This window comes from Serratia sp. CY83965, from assembly GCF_052166375.1.
Classification (GTDB): domain Bacteria; phylum Pseudomonadota; class Gammaproteobacteria; order Enterobacterales; family Enterobacteriaceae; genus Serratia; species Serratia marcescens.
Genome location: NZ_JBJNOV010000001.1, coordinates 933,711 through 952,911, shown reverse-complemented (window position 1 = coordinate 952,911; position 19,201 = coordinate 933,711). Strand labels below are relative to the sequence as shown.

The 19,201-nt window shown below is 59.7% G+C and carries 18 protein-coding genes and 1 tRNA gene; 9 read left to right on the top strand and 10 right to left on the bottom strand.

Annotation, left to right across the window (positions count from 1 at the left end):
* Positions 1-34: 34 nt before the first annotated feature.
* Positions 35-544 carry a DedA family protein gene (locus ACJ8PL_RS04645; RefSeq protein WP_016928264.1) on the top strand — a complete coding sequence of 170 codons (510 nt, stop codon included), beginning with the start codon at positions 35-37 and terminating at the stop codon, positions 542-544.
* Positions 545-759: 215 nt separating this feature from the next.
* Here ACJ8PL_RS04645 and ACJ8PL_RS04640 read toward each other — a convergent pair.
* Positions 760-835 (bottom strand) — tRNA-Lys (locus tag ACJ8PL_RS04640).
* Between the two features lie 349 nt (positions 836-1,184).
* Between ACJ8PL_RS04640 and cycA the strand changes: the two genes are divergently transcribed.
* Entirely contained in the window at positions 1,185-2,585 is a 1,401-nt protein-coding gene (cycA, locus tag ACJ8PL_RS04635) for a D-serine/D-alanine/glycine transporter (protein WP_028128006.1), read from the top strand.
* 48 nt (positions 2,586-2,633) lie between these two features.
* Here the strand turns inward: cycA and ACJ8PL_RS04630 are convergent, their stop codons facing one another.
* Positions 2,634-3,557: a DMT family transporter gene (locus ACJ8PL_RS04630; protein WP_016928266.1), complete on the bottom strand. Its 924-nt coding sequence runs from the start codon at positions 3,555-3,557 to the stop codon at positions 2,634-2,636.
* A gap of 67 nt (positions 3,558-3,624) precedes the next feature.
* On the opposite strand from ACJ8PL_RS04630, the gene ACJ8PL_RS04625 reads away from it, so the two are divergent.
* Both ACJ8PL_RS04625 and ACJ8PL_RS04620 read left to right on the top strand, forming a co-directional pair.
* Positions 3,625-4,200: a helix-turn-helix domain-containing protein gene (locus ACJ8PL_RS04625; protein WP_049300489.1), complete on the top strand. Its 576-nt coding sequence runs from the start codon at positions 3,625-3,627 to the stop codon at positions 4,198-4,200.
* A 117-nt stretch (positions 4,201-4,317) separates the two neighbouring features.
* The gene (locus ACJ8PL_RS04620) at positions 4,318-4,788 is read left to right on the top strand and encodes a helix-turn-helix domain-containing protein (RefSeq protein WP_016928267.1); all 471 of its coding nucleotides are present in this window, start codon (positions 4,318-4,320) and stop codon (positions 4,786-4,788) included.
* Here ACJ8PL_RS04620 and ACJ8PL_RS04615 read toward each other — a convergent pair.
* The gene (locus ACJ8PL_RS04615) at positions 4,772-5,695 is read right to left on the bottom strand and encodes a LysR family transcriptional regulator (protein ID WP_110146860.1); all 924 of its coding nucleotides are present in this window, start codon (positions 5,693-5,695) and stop codon (positions 4,772-4,774) included. The genes ACJ8PL_RS04620 and ACJ8PL_RS04615 overlap by 17 nt on opposite strands.
* Before the next feature lie 68 nt (positions 5,696-5,763).
* On the opposite strand from ACJ8PL_RS04615, the gene ACJ8PL_RS04610 reads away from it, so the two are divergent.
* From ACJ8PL_RS04610 to ACJ8PL_RS04595, 4 genes are all read left to right on the top strand, one after another.
* Positions 5,764-6,381: a LysE family translocator gene (locus tag ACJ8PL_RS04610; protein WP_016928269.1), complete on the top strand. Its 618-nt coding sequence runs from the start codon at positions 5,764-5,766 to the stop codon at positions 6,379-6,381.
* A gap of 78 nt (positions 6,382-6,459) precedes the next feature.
* Positions 6,460-7,059: an NAD(P)H:quinone oxidoreductase gene (gene wrbA, locus ACJ8PL_RS04605; protein WP_004928045.1), complete on the top strand. Its 600-nt coding sequence runs from the start codon at positions 6,460-6,462 to the stop codon at positions 7,057-7,059.
* 235 nt (positions 7,060-7,294) lie between these two features.
* Positions 7,295-7,609, top strand: a complete 315-nt coding sequence (locus ACJ8PL_RS04600; RefSeq protein ID WP_016928271.1) for a hypothetical protein — start codon at positions 7,295-7,297, stop codon at positions 7,607-7,609.
* 189 nt (positions 7,610-7,798) lie between these two features.
* Positions 7,799-8,599 carry a DNA/RNA non-specific endonuclease gene (locus tag ACJ8PL_RS04595; protein WP_060387549.1) on the top strand — a complete coding sequence of 267 codons (801 nt, stop codon included), beginning with the start codon at positions 7,799-7,801 and terminating at the stop codon, positions 8,597-8,599.
* Positions 8,600-8,648: 49 nt separating this feature from the next.
* Here ACJ8PL_RS04595 and ACJ8PL_RS04590 read toward each other — a convergent pair whose 3' ends face one another.
* Positions 8,649-11,729, bottom strand: coding sequence for a MexW/MexI family multidrug efflux RND transporter permease subunit (locus ACJ8PL_RS04590; protein WP_049300490.1), 3,081 nt, complete (start codon positions 11,727-11,729; stop codon positions 8,649-8,651).
* 10 nt (positions 11,730-11,739) lie between these two features.
* Positions 11,740-12,825, bottom strand: coding sequence for an efflux RND transporter periplasmic adaptor subunit (locus ACJ8PL_RS04585; protein ID WP_049300491.1), 1,086 nt, complete (start codon positions 12,823-12,825; stop codon positions 11,740-11,742).
* A 145-nt stretch (positions 12,826-12,970) separates the two neighbouring features.
* Here ACJ8PL_RS04585 and soxR point away from each other — a divergent pair, with 145 nt between their 5' ends.
* Positions 12,971-13,444: a redox-sensitive transcriptional activator SoxR gene (gene soxR, locus ACJ8PL_RS04580; protein WP_016928275.1), complete on the top strand. Its 474-nt coding sequence runs from the start codon at positions 12,971-12,973 to the stop codon at positions 13,442-13,444.
* Between the two features lie 35 nt (positions 13,445-13,479).
* Here the strand turns inward: soxR and ACJ8PL_RS04575 are convergent, their stop codons facing one another.
* The 5 genes from ACJ8PL_RS04575 to ACJ8PL_RS04555 form a co-directional block, all read right to left on the bottom strand.
* The gene (locus tag ACJ8PL_RS04575) at positions 13,480-14,550 is read right to left on the bottom strand and encodes a fimbrial protein (RefSeq protein WP_048795979.1); all 1,071 of its coding nucleotides are present in this window, start codon (positions 14,548-14,550) and stop codon (positions 13,480-13,482) included.
* A gap of 18 nt (positions 14,551-14,568) precedes the next feature.
* Positions 14,569-17,061 carry a fimbria/pilus outer membrane usher protein gene (locus tag ACJ8PL_RS04570; protein ID WP_442530846.1) on the bottom strand — a complete coding sequence of 831 codons (2,493 nt, stop codon included), beginning with the start codon at positions 17,059-17,061 and terminating at the stop codon, positions 14,569-14,571.
* A 15-nt stretch (positions 17,062-17,076) separates the two neighbouring features.
* Positions 17,077-17,772 (bottom strand): fimbrial biogenesis chaperone, encoded by a 696-nt coding sequence (locus ACJ8PL_RS04565; RefSeq protein ID WP_116403763.1) that lies wholly within the window; start codon positions 17,770-17,772, stop codon positions 17,077-17,079.
* Between the two features lie 48 nt (positions 17,773-17,820).
* The gene (locus ACJ8PL_RS04560) at positions 17,821-18,405 is read right to left on the bottom strand and encodes a fimbrial protein (protein WP_080286924.1); all 585 of its coding nucleotides are present in this window, start codon (positions 18,403-18,405) and stop codon (positions 17,821-17,823) included.
* Between the two features lie 182 nt (positions 18,406-18,587).
* Entirely contained in the window at positions 18,588-19,199 is a 612-nt protein-coding gene (locus ACJ8PL_RS04555) for a response regulator transcription factor (protein ID WP_033640788.1), read from the bottom strand.
* Positions 19,200-19,201 lie beyond the last annotated feature (2 nt).

The following is a 19,201-nucleotide window of genomic DNA, read 5'->3' as shown; positions in this document are numbered from 1 at the left end:
ACTGGCACTCAGCCCTCTCGCCCGCAGGTATTAAATGGATAAATTGACGCACATTATCGCCAAATACAGTCCGGAACCGGGGATGTTGCTGCTGCTGATTTTCCTGTTCGCGCTGGGAAAATCCGTGATCGTGGTGTCTTCCACCCTGCCGCCCGCCTCGGTGACGCTGCTGATGGGCATCGTTGCAGGCAAGCACGCGCTGCCCTTCGGCGCGGTTTGGGCGGCCATCGCCCTCGGCGCCGCGTTGGGCTCGATCCTGTCTTTCCACTGTGGCGCACGGCTGCACGGCCGCGATCTTGGCCGCCGACTGCCGGCACGCTTTCACGCCCCGCTGCGCAAAGCGCAACGTTCCTTGCAAAAGCGCGGACTACCGCTGCTGTTCGCCTCGCGTTTTCTGGCGGTGATGCGTTACACCGTGCCGCTGATGGCCGGCATGCTGCAACTGCCGGCGCGGCGCGTCTATGCCACCGCCGCGCTCTCGGCCGGCGTCTGGGCACTGCTTTTGATGTCGGCGGCGCATTTATTCCCCCGCTTCTTGACCTGAAAGATTCTTGGGCAAATGGCTCGCCCCTGCGCCGACATTGCGCCAGCGCACAGCCTCTCTTGCCGTATAAACTGCAGTGCGACACCGCAGTTTGCGCCAGATCACCTTTCTGAACATCAGTCGAAAAATGCGAATTTTTTTGCAAAAAGCGCGCTTAAAACGGCGCAACGAGGGAACAAGCAGAGAAAAGCCTGAGCGTAACACGCTGATTTGGTTGGTGGGTGGTACAGGGTTCGAACCTGTGCCCCATTGATTAAGCGTCAACTGCTCTACCGACTGAGCTAACGACCCAACGCGGTAAGTTGCCCTCCTCGTCAGTGCTGCTGTCAAACGCTTCCACTCATTACTTTTTCTCATGCGAATTTTACAACCCTTTGTTTAATCAACGAGATAAGCCGCATAAGGTCTGTTAATCCCATCTTTTGAAGAGTAATCTTCCGCTCCCTGAACGTCCGATTTGCCTCCTCCGTGTAAAGATTGATCGACTTTTATCCCACGTATAAATGTTGTAAACATGTTGCACAAAGGTGGCGTTATTGCACTACCTTACTAAAGCCGGATCAACCGGATAAATGTATAAAAAAGAGCCACTTCAGAGCTCACGACTTCACTAATGACAGGTAAAACAGGACATCATCAGATGGTAGATCACTCTAAAATAGCGACTGACGCGACGCCCGCTTCAGAAGATCATCTACGGCGAAACCTCACTAACCGACATATTCAACTGATCGCCATCGGCGGCGCCATCGGCACCGGTCTGTTTATGGGCTCCGGTAAAACCATCAGCCTGGCCGGCCCTTCGATCATCTTCGTGTACATGATCATCGGCTTTATGCTGTTCTTCGTGATGCGCGCCATGGGCGAGCTGCTGCTGTCCAATCTGGAATACAAATCGTTCAGCGATTTCGCCGCGGATCTGCTCGGCCCGTGGGCCGGTTTCTTCACCGGCTGGACCTACTGGTTCTGCTGGGTGGTCACCGGCATCGCCGACGTCGTGGCGATCACCGCCTACGCCCAGTTCTGGTTCCCCGAGCTGTCGCAGTGGATCGCTTCACTGCTGTGCGTGCTGTTGCTGCTCGGCCTTAATCTGGCGACGGTGAAAATGTTCGGCGAAATGGAGTTTTGGTTTGCGATGATTAAAATCGTCGCCATCGTCGGGCTGATTGTCGCCGGGCTGGTGATGATCGCCATGCAGTTCCAGTCGCCGACCGGCACCGTGGCCTCATTCACCCATCTGTGGAATGACGGCGGCATGTTCCCGAAAGGCATCAGCGGCTTCTTCGCCGGCTTCCAGATCGCGGTATTCGCCTTCGTCGGCATTGAGCTGGTGGGCACCACCGCCGCGGAAACCAAGGATCCGGAGAAGTCGCTGCCGCGCGCCATCAACTCGATTCCGATCCGCATCATCATGTTCTACGTGTTCGCCCTGATCGTCATCATGTCGGTAACCCCGTGGAACTCCGTGGTGCCTGACAAGAGCCCGTTCGTTGAGCTGTTCGTGCTGATCGGCCTGCCGGCCGCGGCCAGCGTAATCAACTTCGTGGTGCTGACCTCCGCCGCCTCTTCCGCCAACAGCGGCGTGTTCTCCACCAGCCGCATGCTGTTCGGGCTGGCGCAGGAAGGCGACGCGCCGAAATCGTTCGCTAACCTGTCCAAGCGCGCGGTGCCGGCCAACGGCCTCACCTTCTCCTGCATCTGCCTGCTGGGTGGCGTGGTGTTGATTTACCTGATCCCGAACGTGATGACGGTCTTCACTCTGGTGACCACCGTATCGGCGATTCTGTTCATGTTCGTCTGGACCATCATCCTGTGCTCGTACCTGGTCTACCGTAAACGGCGCCCGGCGCTGCACCAGAAATCGATCTACAAGATGCCTGCCGGCAAACTGATGTGCTGGGTGTGCATGGCGTTCTTCGTGTTCGTGCTGGTGCTGCTGTCGCTGCGCGAAGACACCCGCCAGGCGTTGATCGTCACCCCGCTGTGGTTCATCGTGCTCGGCCTCTCTTACGTGTTCCTGCGCAAGAAGAAAACCGCGTGATGCAAAAAGGGGCGGATCTCTCCGCCCCTTTCTTTTTACGCCTCTGCGCTAATCCGCTTCCGTCGCCACCGCCGCTTTATCCTTGCGCCGCACGCGCAGCTCGCTGACCACCACCCCAATCACGATCAACGCGCCCCCCAATAACGCCACGCCCGGTAAACGCTCACCGGCGAGCCGCCCGACGATGCCCGCCCAGACCGGTTCACCGGCGTAGATCACCGTAGCGCGCGTGGGTGAAACGCTGCGCTGCGCCCAGTTCATGGTCAGTTGAATCAACGCGCTGGCCAGCCCCAGCCCTATGGCGCTGTACAGCAGGTAATCCGAATACGGCGGCGGCGACTCGCCGGTCGGCACCATCATCAAAAACGAGGCCAGCGAGGCGGTCGCCAGCTGTACTATGGTCACGCGGCGGATATTCACCTTGCCGGCGAAAGCGCCGATGAGGATGATCTCTGCCGCCATGCCCAGCGTGCCGGCCAGCGTCAGCATTTCGCCGAGGCTCAGCGTCATGTCGGTGCTGCTCGGCGCCGCCAGCAGCATCAGGCCGGTAAAGGCCAGCAGAATGCCGATCCACGACATGATGCCGGGGAAGCGCCCCAGCACCAGCCATTGCAACAGCGGCACGATCGGCACGTACATGGCGGTGATGAACGCCGATTGGCTGCTGCTAATCGTCTGCAGACCGACGGTTTGCATGCTGTAGCCGAACATGATCGCCAGCCCGATCAGGACGCCCGCCTTCAGTTCATACAGGGTCAGGCCGCGCAGCACGCGCAGCGAAAACAACGTCAACGCCAGCGTGGCGGTGGCGAAACGCAGGCCGACAAAAAAGAACGGCCCGCTGACTTGCATCGCGTGATGCACCGCCAAAAAGGTGCCGCCCCAGATCATCGTGATGAAAATCAACACCGCTTCCGGCAGCCTGATCTGCGGAACCACGGCGGAAATAAAGGATTTTTTTGCTGCTGACACCGGCTTGCCCTTCCTGCTGAGTGCAATATAATGCACAGATCCTGCCAGTATGAGATAAAGTCCGGCGATGAGCAATACGGCGCATAACGCGAAAACCGATCCCCCCAAAGTGCTGCAGTACCTGAGCAGCAATCTGCGCGGCTACCGCCAACAGGCGGGCCTGAGCCAGATGGCGCTGGCCGAGCTTTCCGGCGTCAGCCGCCGCATGCTGGCGGGCATCGAGGCCGGCGATCGCAACGTCAGCCTGGCGGTACTCGACAAGATCGCCGCCGCCCTGGCGATTTCCTTTACCGATCTGATTCAGGCACCGGAGGCTCGCGGCAACCATCTGGTGGGCGAGTTGGCCTGGCAAGGCGCACAGCCAGGCAGCCAGGCGCTGTTCGCCGCCAGCGTGCCGGCGCGCCAACGGGCCGAGCTGTGGGAATGGACGCTGATGCCGGGTGAGCGCTATGACTCGGCGCCGGACGCCGAAGGCTGGAGTGAAATGATCTACGTGATTGCCGGCACCCTGACATTGGAACTGGAACAAGGCACGCTGACGCTCAGCGCCGGCGCCGCGCAAACCTTCAACAGCGATCAACGTTACGCTTACGCCAACCACGGCGACCTCCCGCTGCGCTTTATCCGCAACGTCGCCTTCTGACTGCCCGCCGGCCCGCGCCGGCGGCGGATGTCGTGTCGCTGTCGTGCCGCTGTCGTGGCGCCGCCACCCCGCGCCTCCTACACTGGATGACAGTGACAGCGAACTCGGGAGTGCATCATGCAAAAGTACCGCATCAGGCCGTTACGTCTGGAGAAAGGCTGGTCGCAGGAACAGTTGGCGACCATCGCCGGCCTCAGCACCCGCACCGTACAGCGGATTGAAAACGGCGAACAGGCCAGCCTGGAAACCTTGACCGCGATCGCCGCCGCGCTGGGCGTGCAGGTCCGCGATCTCAACGCACAGCCGCAACAGACAATAGAGGAGGAGGCGCCTGACGAACAGCGCCTTCGTCGCCAGGTCGCGGCAGAAGGCAAACTGCTGAGCATGGCGGTGCGTTTCGCCGTGATTGGCGTGATGTTGTTCGCCATCAATTGGTTTACCCATCCGCACTATCTCTGGTCGCTGTGGGCGATCGGCGGCATGAGCCTCGCGCTGGTCATGCGGGCGGTGCGCACTCTGCTGCTGCGCAACGTCTTCAGCCGCTGGCAGGAACAGCGGCTGGCGCAAAAACTCAGGCGTCTGCCGTGAGCGTTAGCCACTCGGCCAGCCGGGCCAAGGCGCTGCCCGGCACGATCGCCTGCGGCGACAGCAGGTAATAGCCGCTGCCGTCGGGCGTAAAACCGAACGGCGCACTCAACAAACCGGCGGCCAGATCGTCTCGCACTTGCAACCACGGGCCGATCGCGATACCAAGACCGGCGACCGCCGCCTGCAGGCTGAAATAGAAATGATCAAAGCGCTGCTCCGAATGCCCTGCCAACGTCATCCCCTGCTGCTGCGCCCAGTGCCGCCAGGCATCCGGCCGGGTGGCAGAATGCAGCAGTTTAGTGCCGGGCCGCAAACTCCGCAGGCTGCCCTCGGCGCTCGTCATCCTTGCCAATGCCTCGGGTTGGCACACCGGCCCAACCTTTTCACTGAACAGCGCCAGGCTATGCACCTGCTTTCCCCAATCGAAGTCATTGCGCCTGATCGCCGCCGTAATGCCGTCATGGAACGAAAACGGCCCGCCACCGGCCACCAGTTGTAAGTTGATATCCGGGTGCGCCTGCTGAAAAGCCGGCAGACGCGGGATCAGCCAACGCATCAATAAGGTCGGTTCGCAGGACAAGACCAGCGGCGCGTCGAGCGCCTGCTGACGCAGTTCCAGCGCGGTATGATCCAGAATGCCGAAGGCCTGCTGCGTCGCCTGAAACAGCTTGCGGCCCGCCGCCGTGAGCAGTACCCGCCGGTGGCGGCGCTCAAACAACGCCACGCCCAGTTCCTCTTCCAGCGCCCGCACCGCCCGGCTGACGGCGCCATGCGTCAAATTCAGCCCCTGCGCCGCCTGCGTAAAACTTTCCAATCGCGCGGCGGCCTCGAAGCAGCGCAGCCCGCCCAACGGCAACGGCCTGCCGGTTTTGCGTGAGTTTTTCTCACCGATACTGTCACTATTCATCGTTTGTCACCGAGAAAAATTACTCTTATAAATCAGTCACTCTATTGATAAACACCGCAAGGATAACTATGACTGAACTCATCGCTGTCGTCACCATTACTTTACTCGCCGTGATAAGCCCGGGGCCAGACTTCGCCATGGTCTCGCGCAATAGCCTGTTGCTTTCGCGCCGCGCCGGCGTCTTGACCGCCTGCGGCATCGGCGCCGGGGTGCTGGTCCATGTCAGCTATACGCTGATTGGCGTCGGCGTGTTGATTCAACAGTCGCCCTGGTTGTTTAACCTGCTTAAAGCCATCGGCGCCGCCTACCTGATCTACCTCGGCGTTACGCTGCTGCGCAACGCGGCGCATCATGACGCAGTCCCCAGCACAGCGCCGGCCGCCATCAGCGATTTCGCCGCCTTGAAAACCGGTTTTTTCACCAACGCGTTAAACCCGAAAACCACCATCTTCATCGTCAGCCTGTTCATGCAGGTGGTTTCTCCGCACACCCCGCTCGGCGTGCAAATCGGCTATGGTCTTTTTATCGCCGCCGTCCATATCTTCTGGTTTGCCGCCGTCGCGCTGCTATTTTCCGCACCGGGCGTCAATGCGCGCTTTTTGCGTTTGCGCCGCGGCATCGACCGCACCTTTGGCGGGCTGCTGATCGCCTTTGGCGCCCTGCTGGCGATCGCCGGCATCAAGTAACGCCGTAACGCCAAGTTCGCCATTCGCTTCTATGCTTATCAGGGGTTTTTGTTAATCATCTGAGCGGGAGTACGGAACATGACGAAACTGTTGGTGCTTTATTACTCAATGTACGGCCACATCGAACGCCTGGCGCAGGCGGTGGCCGAAGGGGCGAATCGGGTCGATAACGTGGACGTGACGATTAAACGCGTGCCGGAAACCATGACGCCGGAGGCCTTCGCCAAGGCCGGGGGCAAACAACATCAACAGGCGCCGGTCGCCACCCCGCAAGAGCTGGCGGACTATGACGGCATCATCTTCGGTACGCCGACCCGCTTCGGCAATATGGCCGGGCAAATGCGCACCTTCCTCGATCAGACCGGCGGCCTGTGGGCTTCCGGCGCGCTGTACGGCAAGGTAGGCAGCGTCTTCTCCTCCACCGGCACCGGCGGTGGCCAGGAACAGACCATCAGTTCGACCTGGACCACGCTGGCGCACCACGGTTTCATCATCGTGCCGATCGGCTATGCGACGCAGGAGCTGTTTGACGTTTCACAGGTGCGCGGCGGCACCCCGTATGGCGCCACCACCATCGCCGGCGCCGACGGCTCGCGGCAGCCGAGCAACGAAGAGCTGACCATTGCCCGTTATCAGGGCGAACACGTGGCCAAAATCACCGCCAAGCTGAAAAGTTAAGCGCCCTCCAGCCTCGTGATCCAAAGGGCCGCGCATTCGCACGGCCCCATCTTGTTGCCGACCCGCCGCAAGGTTAGAATGCCCCTCCCCCGGCCATTCAGCGTCTGAAGGCCAGGCCCGAATTCGTTCTGCCCGTCGCTCATCCGCTTTCAGCCTGAGGACGGGCGTTCTGTTTTTTGCGCACAGCGAAGGGAATAAGTCAGTGTCTAAAGATTTTGATGAACTAATAAGAGACATGGATCTTATTATTGAAAATGTAGACAGCTTCAAGGCTCTGGCTCCGCGCGCGCCCGAGCCGGCTCCGGCCCCGCCGCCGCCGGTTCATCACTACGACTCGTTCTGCGAAAACATCGCGCTGAAAGTCGTCTTGAAGGTGCTGCTGTCTTCGGTGGACAAGATAGTCAAAGTGCAGATCGCCAACAAGGTCGAGCAGGAAATCGCCCAGATCGAACAGCAGGTGGTGCGCGCCGGCGGCGGCCCGGTATCACCGGACGATCTGGCGCAGATGACGCATTACGTTCGCCGCACGGTCAACGACCTGCTGGAATAATCCCCCCTTTGAAACGGCGTCTGTTGGACGCCGTTTTTATTTCCGCCGCATTTCACGTGCGGCGTGGCTGTACCATGACTGACACATTCACAACATGAATATGTTGCATTGTTGTATTCGTTTCACTGCGATAAGTTTAATTTACTGTAAATATATACAGTACTTTTTTAACTTATTGAGGATATGAATATGCGCTTTAACAACAAGATGTTGGCCCTGGTCGCCCTGCTGTTCGCCGCACAGGCGTCGGCCGACACGCTCGAATCCATCGACAACTGCGCGGTCGGCTGCCCGACCGGCGGCAGCAGCAACGTGTCTATCGTGCGTCATGCTTATACGTTGAACAACAACAGCACCACCAAGTTCGCCAACTGGGTGGCTTATCACATCACCAAAGACACACCGGCCAGCGGCAAGACGCGCAACTGGAAAACCGATCCGGCGCTCAACCCGGCGGACACGTTGGCGCCCGCCGATTACACTGGCGCCAACGCGGCGCTAAAGGTCGATCGCGGTCATCAGGCGCCGCTGGCCTCGCTGGCGGGCGTCTCCGACTGGGAATCGCTGAATTACCTGTCCAACATCACGCCGCAAAAGTCCGATCTTAACCAGGGCGCCTGGGCGCGGCTGGAAGATCAGGAACGCAAGCTGATCGATCGCGCCGATATCTCCTCGGTCTATACCGTGACCGGGCCGCTGTATGAACGCGATATGGGCAAACTGCCGGGCACCCAGAAAGCGCACACCATCCCCAGCGCCTACTGGAAGGTGATTTTCATCAACAACAGCCCGGCGGTGAACCACTATGCCGCTTTCCTGTTCGATCAGAACACGCCGAAGGGCGCCGATTTCTGCCAATTCCGCGTGACGGTGGACGAGATCGAGAAACGCACCGGCCTGATCATCTGGGCCGGTCTGCCGGACGACGTGCAGGCTTCGCTGAAGAGCAAACCCGGCGTCCTGCCGGAGTTGATGGGCTGCAAAAACTGACAAAAAAACCCGCCGAAGCGGGTTTATTTTTCACGCGGGCGCCGGCGGATTATTCCGTCAGCGCCTTTTGCGCGGCGGCCAACTCACGCTGACGGGGTGAGGCTACCGCGTGATCGCGCGCCAACAGCGTATACACCGTCGGCAACACAAACAGGGTAAACAGCGTGCCCACCAGCATGCCGGAGACGATCACCAGCCCCAGGCCGAAGCGGCTGGCAGCCCCGGCGCCGCTGGCGAACAGCAGCGGGATCAAACCGAACACCATCGCCCCGGTGGTCATCAGCACCGGCCGCAGACGAATTTGCGCCGCCTGCAAAATCGCGCCGCGCCGCGTCAGCCCCTGATGCATCTGCAGCTCATTGGCGAACTCCACCATCAGAATGCCGTGCTTGCTGATGAGCCCGATCAGGGTCACCAGCCCGACCTGGGTGTAGATATTCATCGTGGCGTAACCCAGCGCCAGCGGCAGCAAGGCGCCGCAGATCGACAGCGGCACGGTGATGAGGATAATCAGCGGATCTTTCAGGCTCTCGTACTGCGCCGCCAGCACCAGGTAAATGATCACCAAGGCCGCCAGGAACGCGAACGCCAGCGCGCTGCCCTCTTGGGTGTATTGGCGCGAATCCCCCTGCCAGTCGTGGCTAAATTCGGCCGGCAGCGCATTGGCCTGCCGTTCGAGGAAAGCCACCGCTTCGCCCATCGAAACGCCGGGCGCGGGAATGGCCTGCAGGGTGGCGGCGTTCTGCTGGTTGAACTGGGTCAGCTTGTTCGGTTCGACCTTAACGGCCACCGATACCACGGTGGAGAGCGGCACCAGCGTATTGTCCTGGGTGCGGACATATTGCCGCGCCAGCGCCTGCGGCGTCAGCCGTTGTTCGCGCAGGCTTTGCGGGATGACGTCATAAGCGCGCCCGTCCATGCCGAAGCGGTTGAGGTAGTTCTCTCCCACCAGCACCGCCAACGATTCACCGATGTCGCTCATGCGTATCCCCAGACTGTTGGCCTTGGCGCGATCGATGCGCACCTCCGCCAGCGGGTTGTTGTAGTCCAAATCGCTGTCCACCACCATAAACAGGCCGCTGTTTCTGGCGTTCTGCTTCACCTCCTCCAGGGTGCGGTACAGCTGCGGGTAGTCCTGCGGCGTACGCAGCACCATTTGCACCGGCAGCCCCCCGGTGGAGCCTGGCAAGGCGGGCAGTTGGAAGGCGAAAATGCTGGTGCCTTCAACATCGTTCACCGCCCGTTGCAGATCGGCCTGCACCGCCGACGCCGAGCGCTGGCGCGCCTGCCACAGCGTCAGGTTGATGCCGCCGATGCCGGACGCCGTGCCGTCGCTGCCGTTGATGATCCAGCGGCTTTCGGTTTCCGGCATGCGGTTGTAAACCTCATCCAGCTTGTAGGCAAAGCGTTCGACATAGTTCAGGTTAGCGTGCTGCGGCGCCTTGATGGCGGTCAGTACAATGGCCTGATCCTCGGTCGGCGCCAGCTCACGCTGCGGCATCAGGTACAATAGCGGCAGACTGATCATCACCAGCAACGCCAGCGTGCCGGTCACCCAACGGTGGTGCAGCGAGAAATCCAGCGCGCGCGCATAGCGCCGCGTCAGGCCGCCGAAGAACCACTCGGCGGCGTGCGCCACGCGCCCTTCGCTCTGTTTGGCCGGCAGCAGGAGCGAGCTCATCACCGGCGACAGCGTCAGCGCCACCACGCCGGACACCACTACCGCCCCGGCCAGCGTCAGTGCGAATTCGCGAAACAGCGCGCCGGTCAGCCCGCCCATCAGGCCGATCGGCGCATAGACCGCGGCCAGCGTCAGAGTCATGGCGATCACTGGCCCGGCCACCTCGCGTGCGCCGATCATCGCCGCCGCCAGCGGCGTTTTCCCCTCTTCGATATGGCGATGCACGTTCTCCACCACCACGATGGCGTCGTCCACCACCAAACCGATCGCCAGGACCATCGCCAGCAGCGTCAGCAAATTGACGCTGAAGCCAAAGGCCAACATCAGCCCGGCAGCGCCAAGTATCGACAGCGGAATGGTCACCACCGGGATCAACACGGTGCGCAGCGACCCCAGACACAGGTAGATCACCGCCACAACGATCGCCAGCGCTTCGAGCAGGGTATGCACCACTTCATCGATCGAGGCCTGAATAAAGCGCGCAGTTTCGAACGCCAGCGCCATCTTCACGCCCGGCGGCTGCATCTTGTCGATCGCCGGCATCAGGTGGCGAATGCCGTCAACGATCACCAGCGGGTTGCCGGTCGGCGTAGGGAAGACGCCGAGGAACACCGCCGGTTCGCCATCCATCAAGGCGCTGGTTTCCGTGGCTGCGGCGCCCAGCTCCACGGTGCCGACGTCTTTCAGGCGCACCAGACCGTTGCCGTCGTTGCGCACCACCAGATTGCGAAACTCCTCTACGCTGGTGAGATCGGTATTCACCCGCACGTTGGCAACCACATACTGCCCTTTCACCTTGCCCGGCGCCGCCTGGTAGTTGTTGCGCCGCACCGCATCGGCCACATCGGCAGCGGTCAGACCGCGGCCGGCCAGCCGATCGCTGTCCAGCCACAGGCGCATCGCCATTTTTTGCCCGCCGAACACTTCAACCTTGGCGACGCCGTCGATGGTGGTGAACATCGGTTCCACCACCCGCGTCAGGTATTCGCTCAGCGCCGGCGTGGACAGCGTTTTACTGGAAAAACCGACATAGGCCACAGCGGTGGCTTCACCGGCTGAGCGCTCAATCACCGGATCGTAAGCCTGTTCCGGCAGCTTATAGCGCACCTGGTTGACCTTGGCCATCACTTCGGTCAGCGCCTGGGTGGAGTCGCGGTTCAGCGCCATGCGCACCGTCACCACGCTGCGCCCCTGCACCGAGGAGGAAGAAAGGTAGTCAACGCCCTCGACGGAGGACACTGCCTGGGCGATCGGCTGCGTAACAAAGCCCTGCATCAGCTCGGACGACGCGCCGGGATAGTCGGTGCTGATGGTGATGGTAGAGTTTTCCAGCAGCGGGTATTGGCGGATCGGCAGTTTGCTGAGCGCCAGCGCGCCGAACAGCAGAATCAGGGTGCTGACCACCAGCGCCAGCACCGGCCGGCGCACGAACAGATCGGTAAATGTCATCAGCCTCTCCTCAGGAACCGGCCTGGGCGGCGTTCAGAGTATCCTGCGCCACCGGCTCGGCCGCCGTGCCGTCGCTCAGCTTGAGCTGGCCCGAAGTCACCACCCGGTCGCCTTCCTGCAGACCGCTGACGATCTCGACGCGCCCGTCGTTGCGCTCACCCACGGTGACTGAGACGCGCTTGACCGTCATGCCCTTTTCACCCTGCTGGGCCAGAAACACGGTATCGCCGTACGCCGTATAGGTCAGCGCCGTTTCCGGCACCGTCAGCACCGCCACGCGCTGCTGCTGCGTGACGCGAATGCCCGCGTACATACCGGCTTTCAGCAATCCTTGACGGTTGGCCAACGTCGCCTGCACCTGCACGGTGCGGGATTTGCCGATCATCGGGTCGATAGCGGTAATGGCGGCGGGGAAAGCGCGCTCGGGATAGGCCCCGACCTGCACCGACACCGCCTGCCCCAACGCCAGCCCGGCGCTGCTTTGTTCGTCCAGCGAGAAGTTGACGCGCAGCGTATCGGCGTCCACCAGGTTCGCCACCGCCTCGGCGGCGTTGAGGTATTGCCCTTCATGCACGCGACGAATGCCGATGGTGCCGGAGAACGGCGCGCGGATCGCCTTTTGTGCGATTTTGGCCTGCGTTTCCTGCACCGCCCCGAACGCCATATCCCGTTCGGCCAGCGCATCGTCCAGCTGTTGTCGCGCGGTGGCGTTGAGGTTCATCAGCTTGCGCATGCGCGCCAACAGCAGATCGGCATTGCGCAATTGTGCCTGCAGGCGCACCAGCTCAGCCTGCTCGACCGCATCGTTGAGCTGCACCAGCAGTTGCCCCTGCCGCACCGTTTGGCCGGATTCGAACAGGATGCGCGTGATGCGGCCGCTGGTCTCTGCCGCCACTTCCACCTGGCTGGCCGCCTCCAGCTCGCCCACGCCGGCGTAACTGCGCGCCGCCTGTTCACGCAGTGCGGGCGCCAGCGCCACTTTCACCGGCGGATAGGCCGGCGCGCCTTCGCTTTGCCGCGCGGTGGATCGCATCGCGACCGCAGCGACGGCGAGCGCCGCCAGCAGCGCGGCAATAATGAGGTATCGTTTCATCATGTAACGGTTTCTTCCTGATTTTACAGCCAAAGCCATCCTTCCCCCGACGCAGCGCAGGCAGGTGACGAGAGATGCCGGTTGCCAAGCCCGGCTGGCTGCACTATAAAACCTCAGGTTAACTTGAGGTCAAGCTGAGGAACGTGGAATGGCAAGAAATGAACCGATTAACACCTATCGGCTATTGACCGTTGGAGAAGTGGCGAAGCGCAGCGGCGTGGCGGTATCCGCGTTGCACTTTTACGAAAGCAAGGGGCTGATTCAGGCAACGCGCAACGCCGGTAACCAGCGCCGCTACACGCCGGTGGTGTTGCGCTACATCGCGGTGATCAAGATCGCGCAAAGCGCGGGCATTCCACTGGAGGAGATCCGCGCCACGCTGGGCCGCTTTCCCAGCGGCAGCAAACTGACCTCAGAACAATGGGGGCTTTTGTCCTCCGCCTGGCGCAAAACGCTGGATGAACGTATTCAACGGCTAACGGTGCTGCGCGACCATCTCGACAGCTGCATCGGCTGCGGCTGCCTGTCGCTCGCCGACTGCCCGCTGCGCAACCCAAACGATATTTTGGGCCAACAGGGCGCCGGCGCGCATATTTTCGAACACCCGACGGAACACCGGTGAGCGAAACAGGTTGCGCACCGGTTCTCCCGGGCCTCTCAAGGATAGATGATGTTCAACGTGGCCGAGGTGTTGATTTCCCCCTGCGTCACGCCATCGCGCTGATAAGGGTAATAATAAGCGCCCATGCCGATGATGAAGTGACTGTTCAGGCTGCCGCCGGCGGCGACATGAAACAGTGAAGTGGCGCTGCCGCGATCGACGTTGGAAGGCGACAATACCACCGGCGAGCTCGGCATGTCGCGCTTGACCAGGCGCAGCCCCACTCCTTGCGCGCCGCCCGCATTGGCATTGGTCAACACGCTGGCGTCGGAGGCCAGCAGGTTATTGCTGGACAGGAACATCTCAACGGCGCGATCGGCGATGCCTTCCTGCTGCATGTTCTGGCAGCTGATGTTCAGCGAGAACGGCGTGTAGCCGGGTTGATTGTTATTCAGCACCTGCGCCATGCCCATTTTGGGCAACCTGACCGTCAGGCCGGCGTTGTCGAAACGACAGGTGGTGGTTTTCGGCGCGTATTTGATGTTCATCGGCTGGCCGTACATGTCGCGATCGTCATAAGGCCAGTTGCCGGTAAGCAACCAGGTGAGCAATTTCCCCACTTGCTCCAACAGCCAGAACGGCAATTCCAGAATGCCAATGCCGGTCACATCGCTCACCAGTAAAACGTCATCGAGCATCAAGGTATCGCCCGGCACCACCCGCCCATCCTTGGGTTTTTGCACCAGCGAATAACGAATGGTCATCGGCGAGTTTAACTCTGACGCGGAGTGTTCCCCACGCCCCCTCAAAGTTCTGTCGCTTATCTTGTTGGTGATTTCCGCCCGGATCCACTGTTGACCGTTGTTAAAACCGAAAATCGCGGCCTGCGAATCTTTCGGCGAAAGCTTGATGGTGTAGGAAAAGTTGCTTTTGGACTTGCTGCAGTTAAATGTGCCGGTGTACTGGGTATTATATTGCGCCTCCCAGACCGGCATATTGGCGCTCAGCTTATCGGAGAGATCAACAAAAATCGGGGGCGCAAACTCCGCTCCTTTGCCATAGCAGGAAGCATGGCTATAGCCGCTGAACAGCCCGGACAGCAGCAGCAAAAAAATCAGCCTGATCATAGATTCGGTTATCCTGTATTAGCGGCAAACGCCGGGCGACGCATCCAGCGCCAGAGTCGGTTTGGCGATGCGGCAACTGCCGTCGCGCAATTGCACCGTCAACGCCGTTGGCGGCTGTTCAGCGCGCAGGTACAACACGCTGGCCTGGCCGACAAAACCTACCGGCCGAGCGTTTTCATCCATCACTTCGGCGCCGAACGGCAGCGGTGCACCATCGGCGCGCTGCGCCCGCAGCTGGAATGGCCGGCGTTGGTCGGTCTCGAATTTCAGGTAGCTGACCGCGCCGTAATAAGGCACATGGTTGGCGACGTTGCCGCTGATTTCCGCCCCGCTGCTGTGGCCGGTATCCGATAGCGTGACCGAGTTTTGCCGGTACGGCGTGGCGTAAGGCACCAGCGCCAACCCCTGCGCATTGGTCACGATGCTTTCGTCGCCGTTGACCATCAGCCCTTCGGCCTGCGGCGCCTCGACCACCGTCATGGTGTTGCCGATCTCGTTCGACGCCAGCAGATGCCAGGGGATCGCCACCAGGCTGCCGCGCGCGCTGAGGCCGCTCTGACGATAATCATCGCCTTCGCTGTAGGAGACGCCCAGCGTCGAGGCGCGCGCGCGATAGACCGCATTGACGCTGGCCATATTGTCGCCGCCGCTGCGATTGCTGCCGCTCAGCGAGTAGCTCAGGCGGTTGGATTCCAGCGCATTGCCGCTCAGGCTGACCGTGCTTTGCTGATAGTGAGAGTCCGTCGCAGACAGACCGGTGCTGAGGTAGGCGTTGTTATCGAACACCGACAGCGGCAGGCTGAACGACAGGTAATAGCGCGTCTCTTCCTCACGCTGGCTGTTGCGCACCCGGCTGGCGGAAACGGAGTAGCTGACGCGCCCCAGATTGTTGGAGTACCCCAGTTGGTATTCGCGGCTTTTCGCATTGGCCGTCCAGTAATCACGCTGGGAGCCGGAGAAGAACAGCGTGCCCCACCCTTCGTTAAGACGCTGGTTCAGGTTGAGCGTAAAGGTATTTTTCGGCCGAGCCGAACGCAGCGCATCCCAGGTGTTCATATCCAGTTCGGACACGCCCTCCTCGTCGCGCCAGCGATCAACCTGACGCTCCAGCTGGCGATAGCCGTCATTGGAGTAAATGGCGTCGGTAAAGCTGTAGTAACCGCGGGTGGAGTAGCGATAGGCAGCCAGCGTGAAGTTGGTCGCGGTGACATCGAGAAATTTACTGTAGGCGATACGGAAGCTCTGCCCGCTTTCACGGCGGTTTTTCAGGCGAGTATCGGCATGCGTCAGGTCAATGGACACTGCCCCTATCGGCAGGTTCCAGCCGCTGCCGAGCAGCCAGGCCTGATAATCGTCGCTTAAAATGCTGCCGGCATAACCCGTTACCAGATTGTTGAAACCGTACTGCAGGGTGCCCTGTACAAAGCCGGGGTCGTAATCGGTATTGTTTTCGTTTACCTTGCCGGCCAGTACGCTGTATTGGCTGACACCCTGTTTCAACATGTTGGGTACGGCTGAAAACGGCACGCTGAACGACTGCTCGCGCCCGTCAGCCTCTTTGACCGTCACCCACAGATCGCCCGCCGAACCGGTCGGCTGAATGCTGTCGAGGGTAAAGGCGCCCGGCGGCACGTTTTCCTGGTAGATCACGTTGCCGTTCTGCACCACTTTCACCAAGGCGTTGGATTGCGCCACGCCACGCACGATCGGTGAAAAACCCTGCTGCGAGTTGGGCCGCATGCTGATATCCGACGCCAGCGCCACCCCGCGAATGCGTACCGAGTCGAACAGCTCCCCCGGCGAATAAAAATCACCGGCGGTCAGGTTGGATTTGATGTCGGCGAAGCCGCGCTGCAGATAACGCGTGTTGTTTTGCCAATGGCTCCCCCGCCCGCTGCCGTGGCGAAAGCTGCTGCTGTCGCGAAATTGCCAGCCGGCCAGATTGATCCCGGATTCCAGCCCGGTATAAAAATCGTCATTGTTGCTGCGATTGCCTTCGCCGCGCGCCTCGGCGTGGTAGTAGGTCGCGTTGTAGGCCAGCGTCAACGCGGAGATGCCACGATTCCAGAAAGCCGGATCCACGTATCCTGCTTCCGATCGGTTGATCCGCGCCTGCGGTACCGTCAACCGCAGGCTCAGCGCGCCGACGTCCATATCGAACCGCCCGCCCTGTACCAGCGAGGCGATCGACAGCGTCGTCTGGGGCGCCTGAGGTGTCGGCAATTGACTCAGATCGATGCCCAACCGCTGCGCATCCTGGTAGCCAATTTGAATATCGTCGCGTTGCGTGCCAAACAGCAGCGCGTAGCGCCCTTTCCAGTCATGATTGACATACACATCGATCTCCTGCCGGCCGGCAGGCATGTCATTGTTGAGGTAAAAACGCGAAAGATCGGAATCGCGCGATTCGCCGGCCAACAGCGAAGTATCGAACGTCACCGCCCAGGCCGTATCCGGCAACAAGAATGAAGAGGCGGTCAGCAGCGAGAGGACTTTTTTATTCAGCTTCATTGTTGTTCTTTCAGGTTAGTGTGTGGTGATGGCTTTAGACTTGTAAGCCCCCAGATCGTCGATATACATCAGGTCATAACGCGCGTTCTTACTGACCGATCGTTTGCTGGCAGCAAACTGGGTGGAAAACGGCGCAACCATCAGCGAATCAACCAGCAGATGCTTGTCCTCACCCTGGCCGATATTCGCTACCGTGATGAAATACGGGCTGTTGTTGATGACGTTGAATCCCTTGCCATTGGCTTGCAGCGTCAGTGTTTCCAACGCGTTTTCTACGCCGCGGGTTAAGGCCTGCGGGCGGTAGAACAGCTTGATGCGCGATTTGATCGCCAACTGCAGCGTATTGGTACCCTGCAGGTTTTCCGGCGTCGGCGGGATATCCAGCACGTTGAGATAGAACACCGATTCGCGATCCGCCGCCAACGCGGCGCCGATTTTCTGAATGCGCAGCTGCTGCCCGCTGTTGCCGTTCACTTTCACCACCGGTGGCGATAGCAAAAACGGTACGTTGGCGGTTTCCGGGGTGGAATTGATGTCGCCGTCGTCGATCCAGGCCTGAACCAGTGAGGGATCGGCACCGTTATTTAGCAGCTGGACAATCACATCCTTGTTGTTTGCCGGGTAGATCACCCGCGTACCGTTAACCACCACATTGGCCTGCGCGCCAACGGAACCGAGCAACAGCGCCGCTATCATCATATATTTTTTCATCGTTCCCCCGGGTGGCCAGGCCCATCAAGGGCCTGGCTTTCAGCGCGATTACAGGTAAGAAATGGTGTAAGTCACGTTGGAGCTCAGAGCGCCCACTTTTGCCGCTTCGGCGTTGGTTTTGTAGTAGTACGCGTCCAGCGTCAGGGTTTCTGAATCCGGTGCCGCTTTATCGCCCATGATGTCGGTGACATAAGGCACGTTCAGCTGGATCGGGGTGGAAGAACCGGTTTCAGCCAGAGAGAAGCCCACGTTCTTCGCGACGGAAGCGTCGTTCTCGTTGACCGAGTTGTTCAGCAAATATTTGCCGTCGGTGGAGATGTTATCCGCGGAGGAGAAGTAGATTTTCAGCGGGGTGCCTGCAGTGCCGGCCGCCGGAGAACAGCCGGAGAAGGTCAGCGAGAAGGACTTCTTGTTCTTGGTGATTGGTCCAACGGTGTTACCCGCGTCGGTCACCGAGATCGGGCTCAGCGCAACGGTGAAATCCGCGCTTTTTCCGCCGTTAATCGTACAGGTGGTGTCGGTAATGGCGCCGGTAAAGTTAATGATGCCACCGGCGGAATTGTCTTCAGCAAAAGCCGTAGGGGCAGCGACCGCAGCCGCCATGATTGCAACAGAAAACATCTTCTTCATCATGAGATAAAACTCCATAACAGTTTGGTATAAGAGAATAAATAAAAATCAGCCGCTGCCGGCGGGATAAAACAATCCCTCCCCGTAATACAGAGGCAAAAAGATGAACACATTCCTGTTTTTATAAAATCAAGCAATGACGTTATTAATCACCCGACAATAGAAACGATGAAAATAACGAATATCTAGGAAACCTCCGAGAAACCGGATGATATTTCCAGTAAGTTGTGCACCCGATTCTTCAATCCCATTTTGCGTAATGCACTGCATTTCTGCGTACTGACCGTTTTTACGCTTTTATCAAGAATCTTGGAAACCTGAGTCACCGTATAGCCGAAGGAAAGCAAATGGAGTGTTTCCACTTCACTTTCCGTCAGACAACTTTTCGTATGGCGGCCCACTCCTCTCTCAACGCTTCCATTCAATGCAGGATGCTGCGAGATATTATCCATCAGAAAAGACAACTCTTTACTGATGCCGGGGACACTGCCTTTTTTATCGAGCACGACGATATCATGCGAGACAGAGCGAAATAACAGACGGCGCTTCTCTTCCGTCGTCAGAAAAATCTTTACACCATGAATAGCAGCCAATAACGCCACAGCCATACTGAAACGCAACATGCTTTTTACCGCATCATCGACGATCAGAATATCGTGACAATTTCGCCCCATAGCCAAAGGCAGATCGTCATAGTAGGCAATAACGTGATCTTTATGAAAAATCCTTGGCATCAATATTCTTTTTATCGCCTCTCTGAAGAAAATGTTTTCAGATACGATACCGATACTGAGCATAC